Source organism: Halopseudomonas oceani, assembly GCF_002903165.1.
In the GTDB taxonomy this organism is placed as follows: Bacteria; Pseudomonadota; Gammaproteobacteria; order Pseudomonadales; family Pseudomonadaceae; genus Halopseudomonas; species Halopseudomonas oceani.
Genome location: NZ_PPSK01000027.1, coordinates 14771 through 31628 on the forward strand (window position 1 = coordinate 14771; position 16858 = coordinate 31628).

Here is a 16858-nt window from a genome sequence, read left to right on the forward strand (position 1 = left end):
TCAGGCCCTGCTGCTGGAATCAGTGGGTGCGTCGCTTGCGGCAACACGTTCATCGCTGCTGCTAATCAGCTGGCGGGCTATTTGCGACACCTTGCGCGCATACTGCGGGTCGGTGGCATAGCCAGCGTCCTGCAGCTCGCGGAAGAAAGCGTCCGGGTTAGCGGTGCTGTTCAGCGCCTTGTTGTAGCGGCCATTGCTCTCGAGGAAGCTGACATAGTCTTCAAAGCTCTGCTCCCAGGACTCGTAGCTGCGAAAATCGGCTCGCTCACTGGTACGCACGCCATCGCGATACTCGCTCGTAGCGACGTTGGCGCTGTCGCCCTGCCAGCCGCCGTGTGCCTTGATACCAAACAGGTTATGGCTGGAACTGCCGTCAGACTCGCGGATAACCGACTTGCCCCAGCCGGTTTCCAGCGCTGCCTGGGCCACCAGATAATGCGGATCGACACCCAACCGCGCCGCGGCCTTTTCCGCCATGGGCAGCATGGTCTCGACAAACTCCTGACTGTTCGCGAAGCGGGTGCGCTGGGCTGCTTCGGGGTTCAACGCGGCGGCAGTAGAACGGCCATTGCGCATGGCCTCAATGCCACGCAGCGGCTGCCAGTTATCGCTGTCACTGGCGGCCGAACGCTGGCCTTGCTCAGCCTGGGCGAGGCGATCCGCCCAGGCGCTGTAATCTGCCGAGACCTGCAGGCGGCGGCGCGCCAGCAATGCTGACTGATCAACAGCAGGCGCAGCGCTCTGCTCGCGGCCCGAAGCGGCGTTAGACTGCGGTGCCAGCTGGCGTACCAGCGCATCCGTGAGCCCCAATCCACGCCCTTCGGACAGATGGACCGACATCTGACCGTCGTACATTTCCTGGTAAAAACGGGTCTGCGGAGTATTAAGCGGATTGCCTTCGGCAAACACCGCGTTGGCGTCACGCATGCTCTTGATCATCATGTTGGTGAACAGCGACTCGAACTGCTGCGCCACCTTGCGCACGTTCTCAGGGCTGTTGGCGTTGGCGCCGGACTTCAGCTGATTGACCGTGTTGATGTCGGTGTAGCTGATATTGCTGCTGACATTCATGAGCGTATCCCCGTCAGATAATGACCAGATCGGCGTTAAGAGCACCGGCCTGTTTCAGGGCTTCAAGAATGGCCATCAGGTCACCGGGAGCGGCTCCCACCTGATTGACCGCGCGCACGATTTCATCCAACGAAACACCGGGGCGGAAAACAAACATGCGGCTGTCGCCTTGCTCAATATTGATCTGCGAGCTGGGGGAGACAACAGTCTGACCACCGGAAAGGACGCCGTCTGGCTGGCTGACCTGAGGATTCTCGCTGATGGTCACGGTCAGCCCGCCGTGGGTAACGGCCGCCGGCTGCACCCGCACGTCCTGGCCGATAACGATGGTACCGGTCCGCGAGTTGATAATGACCTTGGCTGCCGCGTTGCCCTGCTCCACGGTCAGGTTCTCCACCATCGAGATGTAATCGACGCGCTGATTGGGATCGATCGGCGCGCGGACTCGCACCGAACCACCATCCAGCGCCTGCGCCACGTCGGGACCAAAGGTCTCGTTAATGCGGTCAACGATGCGCTTGGCAGTGGTGAAGTCGGGACGGTGTAGATTGAAGGTCAGATGATCGCCGGAGGTGAAGGGACTAGCCACCGCACGTTCAACCGTCGCGCCATTGGGAATGCGGCCCGCACTGGGAATATTGACGGTGATGCGCGAACCATCCGCCCCTTCTGCGCCGAAACCACCCACCACCAGGTTGCCCTGGGCGATGGCGTAAACCTGACCGTCGATCCCCTTGAGCGGGGTCATCAACAGCGCCCCACCGCGCAGGCTCTTGGCATTACCCAGTGAAGAGACTGTCACGTCAATGGTCTGGCCAGGGCGGGCAAACGCTGGCAGGTCGGCGTGAATCGCTACCGCAGCCACGTTCTTCATCTGGATGCGCGTGCCCTGCGGCACAGTAATGCCGAACTGACTGAGCATGTTCTCAAAGGTTTGCACCGTGAATGGGGTCTGGCTGGTCTGGTCACCCGAGCCATCCAACCCCACCACCAGGCCATAGCCGATCAACTGGTTGCTTCGCACGCCAGCAATACTGGCGATATCCTTGAGACGGTCGGCCAGCGTCAGCGGACTGATCAGCAACAAGGCGAGACAGAAAATCAGGCTGCGCATGACAATACTCCTGTCAGAACGGCCACAACGGGCTGAGGAAGAACTGACTCAGCCAGCCTGGGCGATTGGAATCGGCAAAGGCACCCTTGCCGGAATAGGTGATGCGCGCATCGGCCACGCGAGTCGAGAGCACGGTGTTGTCGGGACCAACATCGTCCGCGCGCACCAGGCCACTGATGCGGATCAGCTCGTCTCCCTGATTGAGGGTGATCCACTTCTCGCCGCGTACCGCTAAAATGCCGTTGGGCAGCACTTCGGCAACGGTCACCGTAATAGAGCCTGACAGACTGTTGCTCTGGTTAGCGTCTGAGCTGCCGTCAAAGGCGCGCTGACCCGACATGCTCACGCCAAGATCAAGCCCCTTGAAGCCCACGGCATTGCCCAGCAGGGTCGGGTTGGTAATGGTGGTCGAGCTGGTTTTGTCAATTTCGTTCTCGGCCTTCTTTTGCGCCGCGGTGCGTTCGGTCAGGGTGATGGTGATGATGTCACCGACCCGGTGCGCCTTGCGGTCGTTGTAGAGGCTCATTTCAAAACCGGGCTGATAGATCGCTCCGTTGTTCAGCTCCTGTGGCAACGGCGTGCGCGGCAACACAGGCGCATACGCCGGGTCGTCACGCATCGGCGGAGCCTGCATGCAGCCGATCAGGCTGAGCGGCACCAGCAGCATCAACACCTTAGCCAAGCGGATCATGATTCCGAGCTCCCGTCAGAGGTTCTGACTGATGTACTGCAGCATCTGGTCTGCGGTTGATATGACCTTGGAATTCATTTCGTAGGCGCGCTGAGTGGTGATCATGTTGACCAATTCCTCTACCACGCTGACGTTGGAATTCTCCAGGGTGTTCTGCAGAACCGTCCCCAAGCCGTTCTGACCAGGGTTGCCGGTCTGTGGTGCACCGCTTGAAGCAGTCTCAAGAAACAGGTTATTACCGATGGCCTGCAGGCCGGCCGGATTAATAAAGTCGGCGGTCTGGATGTTGCCAATCTGCTGTGACGCAGCATTGCCGGTAGTGGTAATACTGACCGTACCGTCTTCGCCAACAGTGAACGTTTTTACGTCATCGGGCAGCACGATACCTGGCTCCAGCGGAAAACCGTTGGAGGTAACGATCTGGCCATCAGCATCCAGATGGAAGCTGCCATCACGGGTATAACCAATGCTGCCGTCCGGCATCAGGATCTGGAAAAAACCACGTCCGTTAACCGCCATGTCAAGCGGTTGCTCAGTGGTCTGCAGCGTGCCTTCGGTAAATATCTTCTGAGTGCCGACTACCCGCACACCGGTACCGAGCTGCAGACCGGACGGCAACTGGGTGTCCTGGGTGCTCTGACCGCCCGGCTGGCGCTTGATCTGATACAGCAGGTCTTCAAACTCGGCTCGATCACGCTTGAAACCGGTGGTCGAGACGTTGGCCAGGTTGTTGGAGATGGTCGACAGCATGGTGTCCTGTGCGGACAGCCCCGTCTTGCTGACCCAAAGTGCCTGGAGCATAGCTATTCTCCTCGCGTGTCAGTTAGTTGACATGCCATTGAATTAACTCATCTGCAGAATGCGATCAGTCGCCTGCGCATTCTCTTCCGCGGTCCGCATCATCTTGATGTGCAGCTCAAACTGACGCGCCAGCGACAACATGGCCGTCATTTCTTCAACCGCGTTGACGTTACTGCCTTCCAGAAATCCGGTAGCGACCTGAACAACGCCGTCCGCCACCTGAGGCAAGCCATCCTTGGTCCGCATAAGGCCATCCGCGCCCTTCTCCAGCGTCGCTGGGTCCGGGTTGACCAGCTTCAGCCGGTCGACTTCGGCCATTACCGCCGGGCCTTCACCCAACGCGCGAATACTAATGGTGCCGTCAGACCCAATCTCAACCTTCTCGGCAGGCGGAATCGCAATAGGGCCACCGTTACCCAGCACCGGCAAGCCGCTGCTGGTGCGCAACACACCGAACGCGTCAATATTCAGGCTTCCCGCGCGGGTGTAGGCCTCAGACCCGTCAGCGGCCTGCACGGCAATCCAGCCTTCACCTTGGACAGCCACATCCAGCTCCCGGCCGGTTTCCATCAAGGCACCTGAAGACAGGTCCGTACCCGGGCGCTCCGTCATGGCGTAGGCGCGGGTTGCATAACCATCGCCGAATACCGGCATTGAACGGGCCTGCTCAAAGTCGCGCCGGAACCCGGTAGTGGACAGATTTGCCAGATTGTTGGCATGCGAACGCTGGGCCAACGCGTTCTGGCTGGCCCCTGTCATGGATATGTATAGCGATTTGTCCATGCCCTGCTCCCGAATCACACAGCGACAAGGAATTGCCGCTTACGTACTTTCACAGGATTAAATGCAGAGATCATGCCAAACAGGGAGAAAATAAAATAAGTCTTTATTTTCAAATAGATACTTACTGAAAAGAAAAACCAAAACGGCAATATCGTCAAAACCACTTGCCGATATTGCCGCTTGGGACCGACGCTGAAGGCGTCGGCATTATTACCTCAGATTGATGATCGACTGGGTAACCGTGTCTTCAGTCTGAATGGTTTTTGAGTTTGCCTGATAGTTGCGTTGCGCGACGATCAGGTTGATCAATTGCTCGGAGATATCCACGTTGGACTCTTCCAGCGCCCCCGACTGAATACTGCCCAGCGTGCCACTGGTAGGCGCACCGATCACCGGTTCACCAGATTCGTATGACTGAGCCCAAGCAGTGCTACCGAGCGGCGTCAGACCTTGCTGGTTAGCGAAGGTTGCCAGCACCACCTGGCCCTGAATCCGGGTTTGGCCGTTGGTATAACGAGCCACCAGCATCCCCGACTTGTCGATTTGCAGTCCCGCCAGTTCACCCGTGGTAAAGCCATCCTGCGTAACAGCCGTCACGGCGAAGCCGGATGAATACTGGGTAGAGCCAGTCAGGTTGATCGTGATATTACCGACCGGCGAGTCAGCCCCCGTCGGCTGCCCCGCATCATCCAGAGGCACCCAGCCGGTTAGCGCCAGAGGCTGAGGCGTGGTCAGCTCACCAACGGTATTGAAGTCCAGGTCGTAGCGCGTAGTGGTAGTCGGATCAAAGGCAGGATCACTTGCCTCAACGCCAGTCTGCGGATCACGCCCATCAATGAGCACATACATGTCCCAGCTGTTGGCATCGTTTTTGACAAAGTACTTGGTCATGACGTGGGAGTTACCCAGGCTGTCATAAATATTGACCGACGTGGAACTGTTATACGTTGCAGAGTTGGTCGGATCAAAGGTGGCCTGACCCGCCGCCTGGCCTGCAGCTTCCGCGGCAGCAACTTCTGCCGGGGTAGGGTTGGCCGGGTCAGCCGCAGTCGCAATCGATGCTGCATAGGCGGCATCATATTGCTGGGTCCATACCTCAGGACGTGTCTGCTTGGAGTTCAGGTTCAACGTCGAAGCGATCTCGGTAGTTGCATTCGGGTCAGCGGAACGCGTATCAACTCGCAGATCCGTCCTCACCCCCTGGTTGATCAACCCAGACACCGGGTTAACACCAAAGCCCTGCAGGCGCTCACCAGCATTGTTGACGATATAACCATCACTGTCGGTGCCAAAGTACCCCGCCCGCGTGTAGCTGAGCGCACCGTTATTGCTGGTCACAAAGAAGCCGTTGCCATTGATCGCGAGATCAAGGCTGTTCTGTGTGAAACTGATATTGCCCTGCTTGAACAACTGAGCCGAATTGGCCAGCGCCACACCACTCCCCGTCGCATAGCTGCCGGAACCAAGCACTGATGCGGCATAGACATCCGCAAACTCGGCACGCGAACTCTTGAACCCGACAGTGCCAGCGTTGGCGATGTTGTTACCCGTGATATTCAGATCAGAAGCTGCCGCCCGAATACCACTCAAACCGATATTGAAAGCCATGGTTGTTTCTCCTCGCCTACTCTATTCGGACGACTGTTATTGGATCGAATACACACTGGACAGAGCAATGCTGCCCAACCCGGCCACATTGAGCAGCAGGCCTCCATCCTCGGCCCCACTCAACGTCACACTATCCACATTGGCTGGCAGTAACGTGGCCAGCTGCACGTCCTCACCATCGATCGCGGCCATGGCCTCGAATCGATAAGCACCAGACGGCATATATTCACCATCTGCATTTTTGCCATCCCACTGGAAGTCGTGCATGCCTGCTTCCTGGCTGCCCATATTGACGGTATCGACCAGCGTACCCGCCTCGTCATACACGTTAACAAACACATTTGGACTGCTCGCCGGCAGGGCCAGTTGCCCCTCAAAGCCGAGAGTCGGGTCGACCATAGCCTGATCAGATGGAACGATCACCGTGCGCCCAACCAATGACGATGCCTGCAACGCCTGGGAGGACTGATAGCCACCAAGCAGCATTTCCATTGAGGCGTTGAGGTTGCCAATCCCTTCGACAGTACTGAACTGCGCCAGCTGTGCGATGAACTCACCATTTTCCTGCGGTGAAAGCGGGTCTTGGTTTTTCATCTGAGTAACCAGCAGTTCGAGAAACTGCTCTTTGCCAAGCTCGTTACTTGACTCAAAGCGGTCGTGGTCAATCTTGTAATCATCCAGTACGCCGCTGCCGGTTGAAACATTGCTGATGCTCATGGTCTATTTTTCTCCGTTCACTGACCCAGCGTCAGAACGCGCTGCAGCATGGTCTTAGCCGTATTCATGACTTCCACATTGGTCTGGTAGGACCGGGAAGCAGACATCATGTTGGCCATTTCCTCTACTACGTTCACATTCGGGTAATACACATAGCCGTCTTCGTTGGCCATCGGGTGATCCGGCTCATAGCGCGGCTCAAGACTGGCATCAGACTCAACGATGCCCAGCACCGCAACACCGTCGCCGGCTTGCCGGTCAGGGCTGAACAACGAGCCGCCAGTCGCCTGTTGGCTGTTGAAAATCGTGGCAAATACCGGGTTTCTGGCGCGGTAAGTCTGATCAATACTGCTGGAGACGGTATCGGCGTTGGCGATGTTGCTGGCGACGGTATTCAGGCGCAGAGACTGTGCGCTCATGCCGGAACCCGCAATATCGAACACTTTATCAAGCGACATGATCAGTCTCCCCTGAGGGCTGTCATCAGCCCCTTGAACTTGCTGTTGAGAAACGTAAAGCTGGCCTGAAAGTCGATCGCGTTCTGGGCATAGGCGGCCTTCTCGACTTCGGAATCAACGGTATTGCCGTCGACCGATGGCTGCAGCTGGTTGCGATAGCGCAGACCTGCCACCTGATCTACCAGACTTTCCAGCACCATGTGCCCCGCATCAGTCTGAGCAACCGGCATGCTCTGCCCGTCACCGACCAGCCCGGTGCCCTGCTGGGCTGCGAGCACCGCATTGAAATCCAGATCCCGCGCCTTGTAGTTAGGGGTCTCTGCGTTTGCAATATTGTTGGCCAGCACCTCAGCGCGCTGAGCACGAAACTTCAGCGATTGCTCATGTATCCCGAGGGCGTTGTCGAAACTAATGCTCATTGCCACTTTCCTCGTTTCGGTCCGTCGACCAAAAACCGTCATTGGAGGCAACAAAGCAATCAGCGTGCCAAAAATAAAATCACTTTAATTTCAAGGATTTGCAAATAGGCGCGTCAGAAAAGCGGCAACGTCTTACCGGCAAACGGCAAGAGCAGGAGCGCTTGATTGGCAAGCGGCAAAAGAAAAGCCGGCAGAGATATGCCGGCTTACCAGAAGAGGGTCGCAATAATCAGGAGGGATCAACGGGCCTTGTAAACGATACCCGGACTGCACTGCACCATCTGATACAGCTCGGGAAGACCGTTGAGTGCCTCGGAAGCACCGAGCATCAAATAGCCGCCGGGCTTCAGCGTCGCGTGAATGCGTCGCAGGATGTCCTTCTTTACATCGGCAGAGAAGTAGATAAGCACATTTCGACAGAACACGAAGTCAAACTTACCCAGCATCGAATAGCTGTCCAGCAGGTTCATGGCGCGGAACTCGACGCGATTGCGAATTGCCGGTTTAACCGCCCAGCGACCCGGTCCAAGCTGGTCAAAGTAACGCGCAAGGCGGTCCTGCGACAGACCACGGGCCACAGACAGACTATCGTACTCCGCGCTTTTGGCCGCATTCAGGATGCCACCAGAAAGATCAGTTGCGACAATCTGGGCACCGCCACGCAACTGCCCCAGGTTGCTGCGTTCAAACTCATCAATCGCCATACTCAGGGAGTACGGTTCCTGACCTGATGAGCAGGCAGCCGACCAGATTCGCAGACGCTGTCCTGGCGCGCTCTTGATGAACTCCGGGATCAACCGCGTTTTCAGCACCTCGAACGGGTAGACATCCCGAAACCAGAGCGTTTCGTTGGTCGTCATCGCGTCAATCACAGACTCACGCAGACCACCACGGGGCTGCGCCTGAATCCGCTTGACCAGCTCGCCGAGACTGGCAATACCCTCCTGCTCAAGCAGGCGGTTGAGTCGGCTGGACACCAGATACTGCTTGTTGTCCCCCAACACAATACCGCAGGCCTTTTCCAGAAAGTCTCTGAACAGCTGAAAATCCTGATTCGCCAAAGTCACGAAGCCTGCCTTGTATCAATTAAACCCATAGTGCTAGGCCTGGTCATCTACGTCGCCGCGCAAAGAACGCAATCGCTCTATTACCCGTTGAGCCAGATCATCCGGCTTGAACTTGGCCAGAAAATCATCCGCGCCGACCTTCTTGACCATCGCTTGGTTAAACACCCCGGAGAGCGAGGTATGCAACATGATGTGCAGTTTATTCATGCGCGAATCGTTGCGCACTTCGGCGGTCAGAGTGTACCCATCCATTTCCGGCATCTCGATATCCGAGATCATCATCAGCAGCGACTTACTGACATCTTCACCTTGATCGGCCCGAGCCCTCAGCCAGTCCAGTGCCTGACGCCCGTCGTTCAGTGCCACGATCTCGACACCGATTTCCTGCAGGCAACGCGCCACCTGCTTGCGGGCAATCGATGAGTCGTCAACGATCAGAACCGTCCGGGCTACTGCATCCGCCTGGGATTCTGCATCAATAACGCCGTCGGAAATCTTCTCGTTGGTCGGAACGACCTCTGCCAACACTTTTTCCACGTCAATAATTTCGACCATCTGATTATCGACGCGAGTGACCGCTGTCAGATAATGCTCACGCCCCGTGCCCTTTGGCGGCGGGTGGATCTCGGACCAGTTCATGTTGACGATGCGCTCGACCGACCGCACCAGAAAACCCTGAACCTTATAGTTGTATTCGGTGATGATCACGAAAGCCGTTTCCAGATCATCCAGACCAGGCCCGCCGGTTGCACGATTCAAATCCAGAATCGGCAGAGTGCCGCCGCGAATGTGCGCTACACCTCTGACCACCGGATGCAGCTTGGGCATCGCAGTCAGGCGCGGGCATTGCAGCACTTCCTTCACCTTGAATACGTTGATGCCGTACAACTGATTACCGGCCAGCCTGAACAGCAGCAGTTCGAGTCGGTTCTGGCCTACCAACTGGGTTCGTTGGTTGACTGAATCCATCACACCAGCCATGGACTGCTCCTCTTGTTTGAATCGGGTGAAACGGCATGTTTCGTGCTAGTCCATCATCAGACGGCAGTAAACTGACGGACATCACCCAACTGTTTGTAGGTAATTGTATGCGTTTTATCACCGGGTGCGCGGTATTGGCGATATTTTTTTCCGCCAGCACACACGCCAACCCGCTCATTGATCAGCTTATCGGCGTCACCAACCAATATCTTGAGCGGGAAGTAAGCGAATATGCACGCTCGCTGGGAGGCGATCCTCGCCACGAAATTCGGCTCAGCCGGCTTGATGCACGCCTGCGCCTGCCGCTCTGTGCCGAGGACGCCCTCTCCGCCCAGCTCGAGAGCCCCGACGTCCCCATCGGGCGGGTAACCGTGCGCGTCACCTGCAACGGCCCGTCCCCCTGGAGACTCTTTGTGCCGGCACAGGTCAGCCTCTATCAGCACGTGGTGGTGAGTTCCCGGCCGCTGCAACGACGCGACGTAGTCAGCGCCCAGGACGTCCGCCTGGCTGAACGTGACACTGGCCTGCTGGGCAACAACTACCTGCTGGACCCGGCCCAGGCCATCGGCATGCAGCTGAAGCGAAACGTCAACGCAGACACCGTGCTGGGGCATACACAGCTGGAACAGAACCGGCTGGTCCAGCGCGGCGACAAGGTTGTGATCAGCGCCGGCAACGCCAGCGTCGACGTCCGCATGCCAGGCGAAGCCCTGGAAGATGGTACACTTGGCGCGCAGATCCGGGTCCGCAATACCCGCTCCAACAGGGTAGTCCGGGCCAGAGTCACCGGCCCTGGACAGGTCGAAGTTGGAATGTGATGATGCACTCAGGAGTGCTTTACCCGTTGCTAAACGCAGCCACTCACCCCGTGACGATCTTCACACTATTTTTTCCTAAAGTTTTCCTTCCAGCTGCCGTTAAAGCAGCTAGAGAAGATTTTACAGTTTGAGGAATTCATCATGGTCATCGACTTCAACTCGCCCAACGGCCCGAACGGTGCTGGTCGCAGCAGCCAGACTACTGGCACCGCTGGCAAGCGCGAAGCCGGCTCGGTTGGCACTTCAGCCCCGCAGGCTGACGCAGCACAGAGCAAACAGACCGAAAGCACTTCATCGGTAAACCTCAGCGCACAAGCTCAGCAACTGCAAGCAATCGAAGAAAAGCTGCGCGATCTGCCCGAGGTAGACAGCGAACGCGTCAACCAGATCAAGCAGTCTATCGCCGATGGCAGCTACAAGTCAGACAGCAGCCGCATTGCCGATAAGCTTCTGAGCTTCGAAAGCTGACAGCCAGTAGTCAGAAATGATCGCTGGCTGTACTCTTTGACTACTCCCCGCCCGGGACAGCTACAGTCAGGAGACACGCCATGCACGCTTTGCAAGAACGCTTCCAATCGGCTGAACACGACTGCCGGCAGTATCTGAACCTGCTGGATCAGGAACGCGACGCACTGGCAAAACAGGACGTGGAAGCACTGGAGCAGCTTTTGGAACAAAAGCGCCCCCTTACCGATGCTCTGATAACTCACGACCAGCAAATCCAGCGCTACTGCCAAGCCAACCAGATCTCCCCAGAGGGGTTGGGCGAGCATATCGCCCAGAGTGGCGACGCCACCCTAGAGCACCAGTATCAGCAATTTCTTGCCGCCCTGGCAGAATGCAAACAAGCCAACGAGCACAACGCCCGCCTGGTCCACCACAGCCAGCACAGCACCCGCACGATACTCGACCTGCTGCGCAATCAGGGCGAACCCAGCAGCGGCATCTACGACCAGCTTGGCAATCGCAGCCGATCCGGCATCACCCGCGACCTCAGCAAAGCCTGATCACAAATATCATTGCGACCAACGTCGCGGTATAGTTACGCCTGCTATTACGAACTATAACGAGAAGCTGACGTGTCCAACCTATTCTCACAAGAAACTGGTCCCCAGCCACCCAGAGAAGTACGCGCCCCGGTCGAAATCCTGTCCCTGTTACGGACTCTGATGCAGGCACGTGACACTCTGACTGTTACGTTTACCGACCGCTCACAGAAATTTCAAAGTTTCATTGTCAATCTGGATTCCAACAAGGGCGCTATCTGGATTGACGAACTGATTCCCCGCGAAGGCGACCGCTACGCCAATCAGGGCGAGTCGTTCCGAATAGACGCCTGGCATGAAGGCATTCACATGCGCTGGAACTGTCCCGGGGCGAGCCAGGTCATGCTGGATGACGCTCCTGCATACGCCATCCCACTGCCAGCAGAGTTGATCTATCATCAGAAACGCGGCGCCTTTCGAGCCAGTGTGCGCCGCACCGCTGACATTGCAGTGGAAATGGTCCACCCGGAACGGGACCGGCGCTTTACCTGCTACCTGATGGATCTGTCCGCAACCGGCTGCAAGGTGCGCCTGGAGGGCGACCAGAGCAAGTCGCTGAAGCCAGGAGAAGAGTACCCAAACAGCGTGCTGCACCTACCCGATATGGGACGTGTCGAAGTCAACGTAGAGGTGCGCCACGTGGTCTTTCGTGAGGACGCCAACGAAACCCACCTTGGCCTGATGTTCAAGCTTCAATCAGCACAAGCGCAGCGGAGCATCGACCGTTTCGTCAACCAGCTACAGCGCGAAGCACGCCGACTCGAGAAGGAAGACCTGTTCTAACCCGGCCTATGGTCTTCCTGATCCGCATCCGCATATCCATCCTCAGCAGGCTGCTCTTCCGGCGGTAGCTCATCCTGCATCTGCTCGATCACGGCGCTCTCCTCTACCCGCGGATCAATCGCCGCGGCAAGCGGCGAGCTGGCGAGGTTACCGGCCGCAGGCATGAACTGCAGAGGTGCCTCCTCGACGAGATTATCCCCCGTCACCATCGCCGTGCGCACTCGGAAGACCAAAATGGCGCTGCATGCAGCCATGAAGATATAGAGCATGTTGGGGCCAAGCCACTTCATCAGCCCTGAGCTGATCAGCGGACCAACACTCGCCCCCAGGCCGAAGGTAACCAGCAGCATGGCAGAGAGGGGGACTCGATCATCCGGCTCGACGTGATCGTTCGCCAGCGCAACCGCCATGGGATAGAGAGTGAACACCATCAGCCCGAAAATTGCCGTCAGAAAGATGAGTCCGCCGCTGGGTATCAGCCCGATGGCCATCACCACGGATACTGCCGTCAACACCATCGCATTTATTTGGATCAACTGACTGCGGTCAACCCGATCCGACAGCCACCCGGCCGGCCATTGTGCGGCAAGCCCCGCACAGATAGTTACCGCCATGAACATACCGATCTCGGAGGTTGGCAACCCCATTGATCTGGCAAACACCGGTGCCATCCCGTAAAACGCCCCCATCATCAAGCCCGCCACACCAATGGTGGTTAGCGCCTGAGGAATGCGCTGAAAGAACATCCGAGCCTTTAGCGGCGCAGGACGCATTGGCGCCGGGTGAATCTGACGGGTCGTCGCTACCGGCACCAGACACAACGAAAAACACATGGCGACGTATAGCAGGTGATCCAGCGACAACTCCGGCTTAAAGGCGAATACAACCTGACCCAGCACCAACCCCAGATAGGTCACCACCATGTAGCTGGCAAAGACCATGCCCCGCTGATGCGACTCGGACTGCTCGTTCAGCCAGCTCTCAAGCACCATGAACTGACACATCATGGCCATACCGACCAGCACGCGCAGCCCAAGCCACGCCAGCACGTTGTCAAACAGCGCATGACACAGAACAGAGGCCGTTACCAGACCCGCACTGGCTACAAACGCACGAATATGCCCGACTCTGGAGATCAATCGGTGACCGACCGAAGCTCCCATGACCAGACCGCCGTAGTAGCCTGTCATCAACAGACCAATCCAAAGCTCACTTACCCCGTTCGCAGCTAGCTGAAGACCCAGGTAGGTGCTCAACAAACCACTGCCCAACAGCATCAGCAAGGTAGCGAAGTACAACGAGGAAAAAGCAGTTAATGCGCGAGACATTCAGACTCCCGTTACAATCCTTGGCGGTAGCTAACCGACGATAACGCCAGCTAATGACAGAACAGTCGACACGTCAACAAGCGAAGCGTTCCTGCCTCCCCGGACCAGGCCGAGATTGACCGCGTCGAAGTGCGGCCCTGAGAGATGGTGCGCGAGCCCGGATTCGAACCGGGGACCTACCGCTTAGGAGGCGGTTTCAGGTGTATTTCAACACACACCACAAACATCTTTTTTCCTTAAAAATCAAAAACCTAAAAATCCACAAAACGTCATAAAACACCGTGTTCATTCAGGGTATCGCTCAGATTTCGGGTATTAAAACGTGTATCATTTTGAGGATATCTTCAGCCTCCTGAGAACCTAAATGGCCAAGGCACTGAATAACCAAGATCTGATCCGCAAGCTCAAACCAAACCCTTTAAAACCCTTCTATCGACGAGCCGTACACAGCCATGTCGGGTCAGGACTATACGTCAAAGTCACAGCTGCAGCTGGGCGCAAATACGTTGCCCGTTACATCATCAAAGGTAAGCCTGTCGACGTGACGATCGGTAACGCAATGTCCATGACGTTACAGGAGGCCAAGGACAAACACCTGGAAGGTTACAATCTCGCAGCCGATGGGCTGGACCCACGCCTCTCCTGGCAAGCTCGGATCAAGTCAAACGAGCAGGCAACAACGATGCAGTCACTTTTTGACGAATGGCTGCAATTTTATGGCGCAACTCCCAGCCAACGATCAAAACGAATTCCGGCCCCCAAAACGGTCAGGGAGCATCAGGCTCGCTGGAACCGATACTGCAAAGCCGAGCTCGGACCGTTGCTGGTGCGCGACGTCAACCGACAGATACTCGTGCCATTTCTTAGAAAGCTAGCAACAACGGTCCCGGTTGAAGCTAGGCACCAACTAAATGTCCTGCGCGCAATGCTCAGCTATGCGGAAGACTGTCAGCTCATTGATGACAACGCTCTGCGCGGGGTTACATCAGGCAAAATTGGTGGCTCTGCGGGCGCCATAGGCAAGCGTTTTCTCACGGTTCCAGAAATAGTCCGCGTTTGGCAAACCCTGGAAACTCAGGAAGAAGCCGGCCTGCTCGGAAAGCATCTCAGCACAGCCATAAAGATTTTGATATTGACCGGCGCAAGACGCGATGAGGTTGCCGGCATGCGCTGGCAGGAACTCGACCTGCAATCAGGCACATGGGAAATTAATTCAGAAAGGACAAAAAACCGCCGTCCCCATACTGTTTACCTCGCACCCGAAACCATCCAGCTGCTACAAAACTTGGAAATGTTCGAGGGCAACGACTTCGTATTCAGCGGACAAGGCCGGGGAACTGCTATCCATCCCGATAGCATCAACACTGCCATCGCCCGACTTTTGGGATCAAGGACAAGCCGCACAACTCACCCTGCTCCGCTACAAGACTTCGAACCTTTCTCACCACACGACCTTAGAAGGTCAGCATCTACAGGGTGGAGCCAACGCTGCGGGGCAGCAAATGATGTTATCGAGGCCATGCTCAATCACTCGAAACCACGATTAGAGGAAACCTACAACAAGAACCAGCGTCAGGAACAACAGAAACGTGTCTGGCACGAGTGGGCATACGTTGTTACTGCGGTACTGTTTGAATCCAATGGTGAACCTACTGAATCGATCGCGCCCCGCGCCGCTGAATTAGCAGGCCAAGAGATAACTCCTTATTCGGCTGCACACTCCATCGTAATGACCACGTTAGTTAACGCGTTAGCCGCTTGGCTAAAGGAAAAAAACATGAGCAGAGTGGCCGCAGCTCAAATACTAGGGGCTCATCCGCAACGCTTAGAAGAGATAGAGAAAGGGCTATCAAAGAATTTTACTTTTGAGTCCCTTTCACACATGCTAGCAAAAGCGGGAAAAGAGGTAACAGTCTGCATAAGTGACATATAGGAATATTGTAGCTCTGCAGGTAAAACCTAAAACACATATCAACCCAGAACACAAACTGTGTGTGGCTTCCACCATATCCAGAGACGCAGACGCTCCTGCCGTCATCTATGTACAGATCTTCCGATATGCCATGCGAACGCTGAGGATCGGCGCTGCAGAGTGCTCTGACTAGGCAGCTAAAAGGTACGAGACGCCCAGATCACAGCAATTTCGTTCGAAGTGTAGCAACCGCTCCCCCCCCCCCGAGGAGCCAGCTTCCGGCAGTGAAAACGGAAGAAACGTACATAGACGGGCTGCCCCCTCCCGCCACGCAACAATCATCATGGGAAACTGAGGGTACCTCGGTGATGTATCCATATTCTGACTCCGAGACCAGCAACGTCGGTGAGTGACACTCGCCCCAACTGCCGAAGTGCACATCGGACATTTTTGCCACAAACTTCGTCTTCTTCATCTCCACACAAAGTCGTCACAATAGCGCCTAGGAGGGAGAACTCCACTGCAGGCCAGCAGTCACCCCAGATCTTTCCGCATATAGTGCTGGAAGCTGCGTGATTACTGGGCCGCAGCGGAGTCGATGTATTCGAGGGTTCAGGGCGATAGGTGGAAAACGACGGGCTTCCCGATCAGCCGACCCCAAATCCTTCCACATATTTAGTCGAAAGCCGCGTGGCTACTGGGCTACAGCTGAGTCGACTTGCTTGAAAGCTCGGGGCGATCGGTGAAAACGGCGGAGGCTCATCCGATCAGTCGACCCCAAATCTTTCCATATATCGAGTGACCCCAATTCTTTCCACATATCAGCCAGATTGAGAACTAGTTGGGACCGTCCGTAGCCTAAGCTCTCACTCCCCTACCCGTCGTCAAGGGGTAGGGGCGATTCAGTATCAGAGAAACCGTATCCCCCTCAGGGGGCTCGCTCAATTGAGCTGCTCGCTATGAGCGCTTTTCTATAGACCTACAAACCGACTCGACTAAAGGCAGTCATCAGAAGCGGAGCGCTTTTAGAAATGGAGCTACCCATGGGAGTTTCGAGTCAAGCCGAGTGTCGAGGACCCAAAGGTTTCTGCTACACACACCTTCACGGCGAACAAGGGGGCTGATGCCTTGGCGCAACTGCCAGCAGGCTTCCTGAGCAACGATCCCGAACCCAGCAACCTGCGCCCTGCGTTCGTGGGTCAGCGTGCGGTTAAGCCCCACTGGTAGGCGAGTAACCAGCAGGTCAGACAGCATCATGTGG

General features: G+C 56.5%; 18 protein-coding genes. 5 read left to right on the forward strand and 13 right to left on the reverse strand.

The annotated features are described in order from the left end of the window. The 11 genes from flgJ to C1949_RS17865 all read right to left on the reverse strand — a co-directional run bounded on the left by flgJ (position 1) and on the right by C1949_RS17865 (position 9710). Positions 1 to 1071 (reverse strand): flagellar assembly peptidoglycan hydrolase FlgJ, encoded by a 1071-nt coding sequence (gene flgJ / locus C1949_RS17815; protein ID WP_104739768.1) that lies wholly within the window; start codon positions 1069 to 1071, stop codon positions 1 to 3. A gap of 13 nt (positions 1072 to 1084) precedes the next feature. Further along, positions 1085 to 2185, reverse strand: a complete 1101-nt coding sequence (locus tag C1949_RS17820) for a flagellar basal body P-ring protein FlgI (protein WP_104739769.1) — start codon at positions 2183 to 2185, stop codon at positions 1085 to 1087. A 13-nt stretch (positions 2186 to 2198) separates the two neighbouring features. Further along, the gene (gene flgH, locus C1949_RS17825) at positions 2199 to 2876 is read right to left on the reverse strand and encodes a flagellar basal body L-ring protein FlgH (RefSeq protein ID WP_104739770.1); all 678 of its coding nucleotides are present in this window, start codon (positions 2874 to 2876) and stop codon (positions 2199 to 2201) included. Positions 2877 to 2891: 15 nt separating this feature from the next. Then, positions 2892 to 3677: a flagellar basal-body rod protein FlgG gene (flgG, locus tag C1949_RS17830; RefSeq protein ID WP_104739771.1), complete on the reverse strand. Its 786-nt coding sequence runs from the start codon at positions 3675 to 3677 to the stop codon at positions 2892 to 2894. A gap of 42 nt (positions 3678 to 3719) precedes the next feature. After that, positions 3720 to 4460, reverse strand: a complete 741-nt coding sequence (gene flgF, locus C1949_RS17835) for a flagellar basal-body rod protein FlgF (protein ID WP_104739772.1) — start codon at positions 4458 to 4460, stop codon at positions 3720 to 3722. Between the two features lie 210 nt (positions 4461 to 4670). Further along, a complete protein-coding gene (locus tag C1949_RS17840; protein WP_104739773.1) occupies positions 4671 to 6068 on the reverse strand; it encodes a flagellar hook protein FlgE in 1398 nt (465 codons plus the stop codon). Positions 6069 to 6104: 36 nt separating this feature from the next. Continuing rightward, positions 6105 to 6785: a flagellar hook assembly protein FlgD gene (gene flgD / locus C1949_RS17845; protein ID WP_104739774.1), complete on the reverse strand. Its 681-nt coding sequence runs from the start codon at positions 6783 to 6785 to the stop codon at positions 6105 to 6107. A gap of 17 nt (positions 6786 to 6802) precedes the next feature. Next, complete coding sequence (flgC, locus tag C1949_RS17850; protein ID WP_104739775.1) at positions 6803 to 7243, reverse strand: flagellar basal body rod protein FlgC; 441 nt, start codon at positions 7241 to 7243, stop codon at positions 6803 to 6805. Positions 7244 to 7245: 2 nt separating this feature from the next. After that, positions 7246 to 7662, reverse strand: coding sequence for a flagellar basal body rod protein FlgB (flgB, locus tag C1949_RS17855; RefSeq protein WP_104739776.1), 417 nt, complete (start codon positions 7660 to 7662; stop codon positions 7246 to 7248). Between the two features lie 239 nt (positions 7663 to 7901). Beyond that, the gene (gene cheR / locus C1949_RS17860; RefSeq protein ID WP_104739777.1) at positions 7902 to 8729 is read right to left on the reverse strand and encodes a protein-glutamate O-methyltransferase CheR; all 828 of its coding nucleotides are present in this window, start codon (positions 8727 to 8729) and stop codon (positions 7902 to 7904) included. A 33-nt stretch (positions 8730 to 8762) separates the two neighbouring features. After that, positions 8763 to 9710, reverse strand: coding sequence for a chemotaxis protein CheV (locus C1949_RS17865; RefSeq protein WP_104739778.1), 948 nt, complete (start codon positions 9708 to 9710; stop codon positions 8763 to 8765). Between the two features lie 107 nt (positions 9711 to 9817). Here C1949_RS17865 and flgA point away from each other — a divergent pair, with 107 nt between their 5' ends. The 4 genes from flgA (at position 9818) to C1949_RS17885 (ending at position 12357) form a co-directional block, all read left to right on the forward strand. Continuing rightward, positions 9818 to 10528: a flagellar basal body P-ring formation chaperone FlgA gene (flgA, locus tag C1949_RS17870; protein WP_104739779.1), complete on the forward strand. Its 711-nt coding sequence runs from the start codon at positions 9818 to 9820 to the stop codon at positions 10526 to 10528. Positions 10529 to 10669: 141 nt separating this feature from the next. After that, positions 10670 to 10996, forward strand: a complete 327-nt coding sequence (flgM, locus tag C1949_RS17875) for a flagellar biosynthesis anti-sigma factor FlgM (protein ID WP_104739780.1) — start codon at positions 10670 to 10672, stop codon at positions 10994 to 10996. An 80-nt stretch (positions 10997 to 11076) separates the two neighbouring features. Beyond that, positions 11077 to 11535: a flagella synthesis protein FlgN gene (locus tag C1949_RS17880; protein WP_104739781.1), complete on the forward strand. Its 459-nt coding sequence runs from the start codon at positions 11077 to 11079 to the stop codon at positions 11533 to 11535. A gap of 72 nt (positions 11536 to 11607) precedes the next feature. After that, positions 11608 to 12357, forward strand: a complete 750-nt coding sequence (locus C1949_RS17885; RefSeq protein ID WP_170063114.1) for a flagellar brake protein — start codon at positions 11608 to 11610, stop codon at positions 12355 to 12357. Here C1949_RS17885 and C1949_RS17890 read toward each other — a convergent pair. Then, positions 12354 to 13685, reverse strand: coding sequence for an MFS transporter (locus C1949_RS17890; protein ID WP_104739783.1), 1332 nt, complete (start codon positions 13683 to 13685; stop codon positions 12354 to 12356). The genes C1949_RS17885 and C1949_RS17890 overlap by 4 nt on opposite strands. A gap of 364 nt (positions 13686 to 14049) precedes the next feature. Here C1949_RS17890 and C1949_RS17900 point away from each other — a divergent pair, with 364 nt between their 5' ends. Then, positions 14050 to 15618: a tyrosine-type recombinase/integrase gene (locus C1949_RS17900; RefSeq protein ID WP_104739784.1), complete on the forward strand. Its 1569-nt coding sequence runs from the start codon at positions 14050 to 14052 to the stop codon at positions 15616 to 15618. A gap of 987 nt (positions 15619 to 16605) precedes the next feature. Here the strand turns inward: C1949_RS17900 and C1949_RS19570 are convergent. Then, on the reverse strand, positions 16606 to 16858 hold a 253-nt coding region (locus C1949_RS19570; RefSeq protein WP_211287209.1), incomplete at its 5' end, for a hypothetical protein.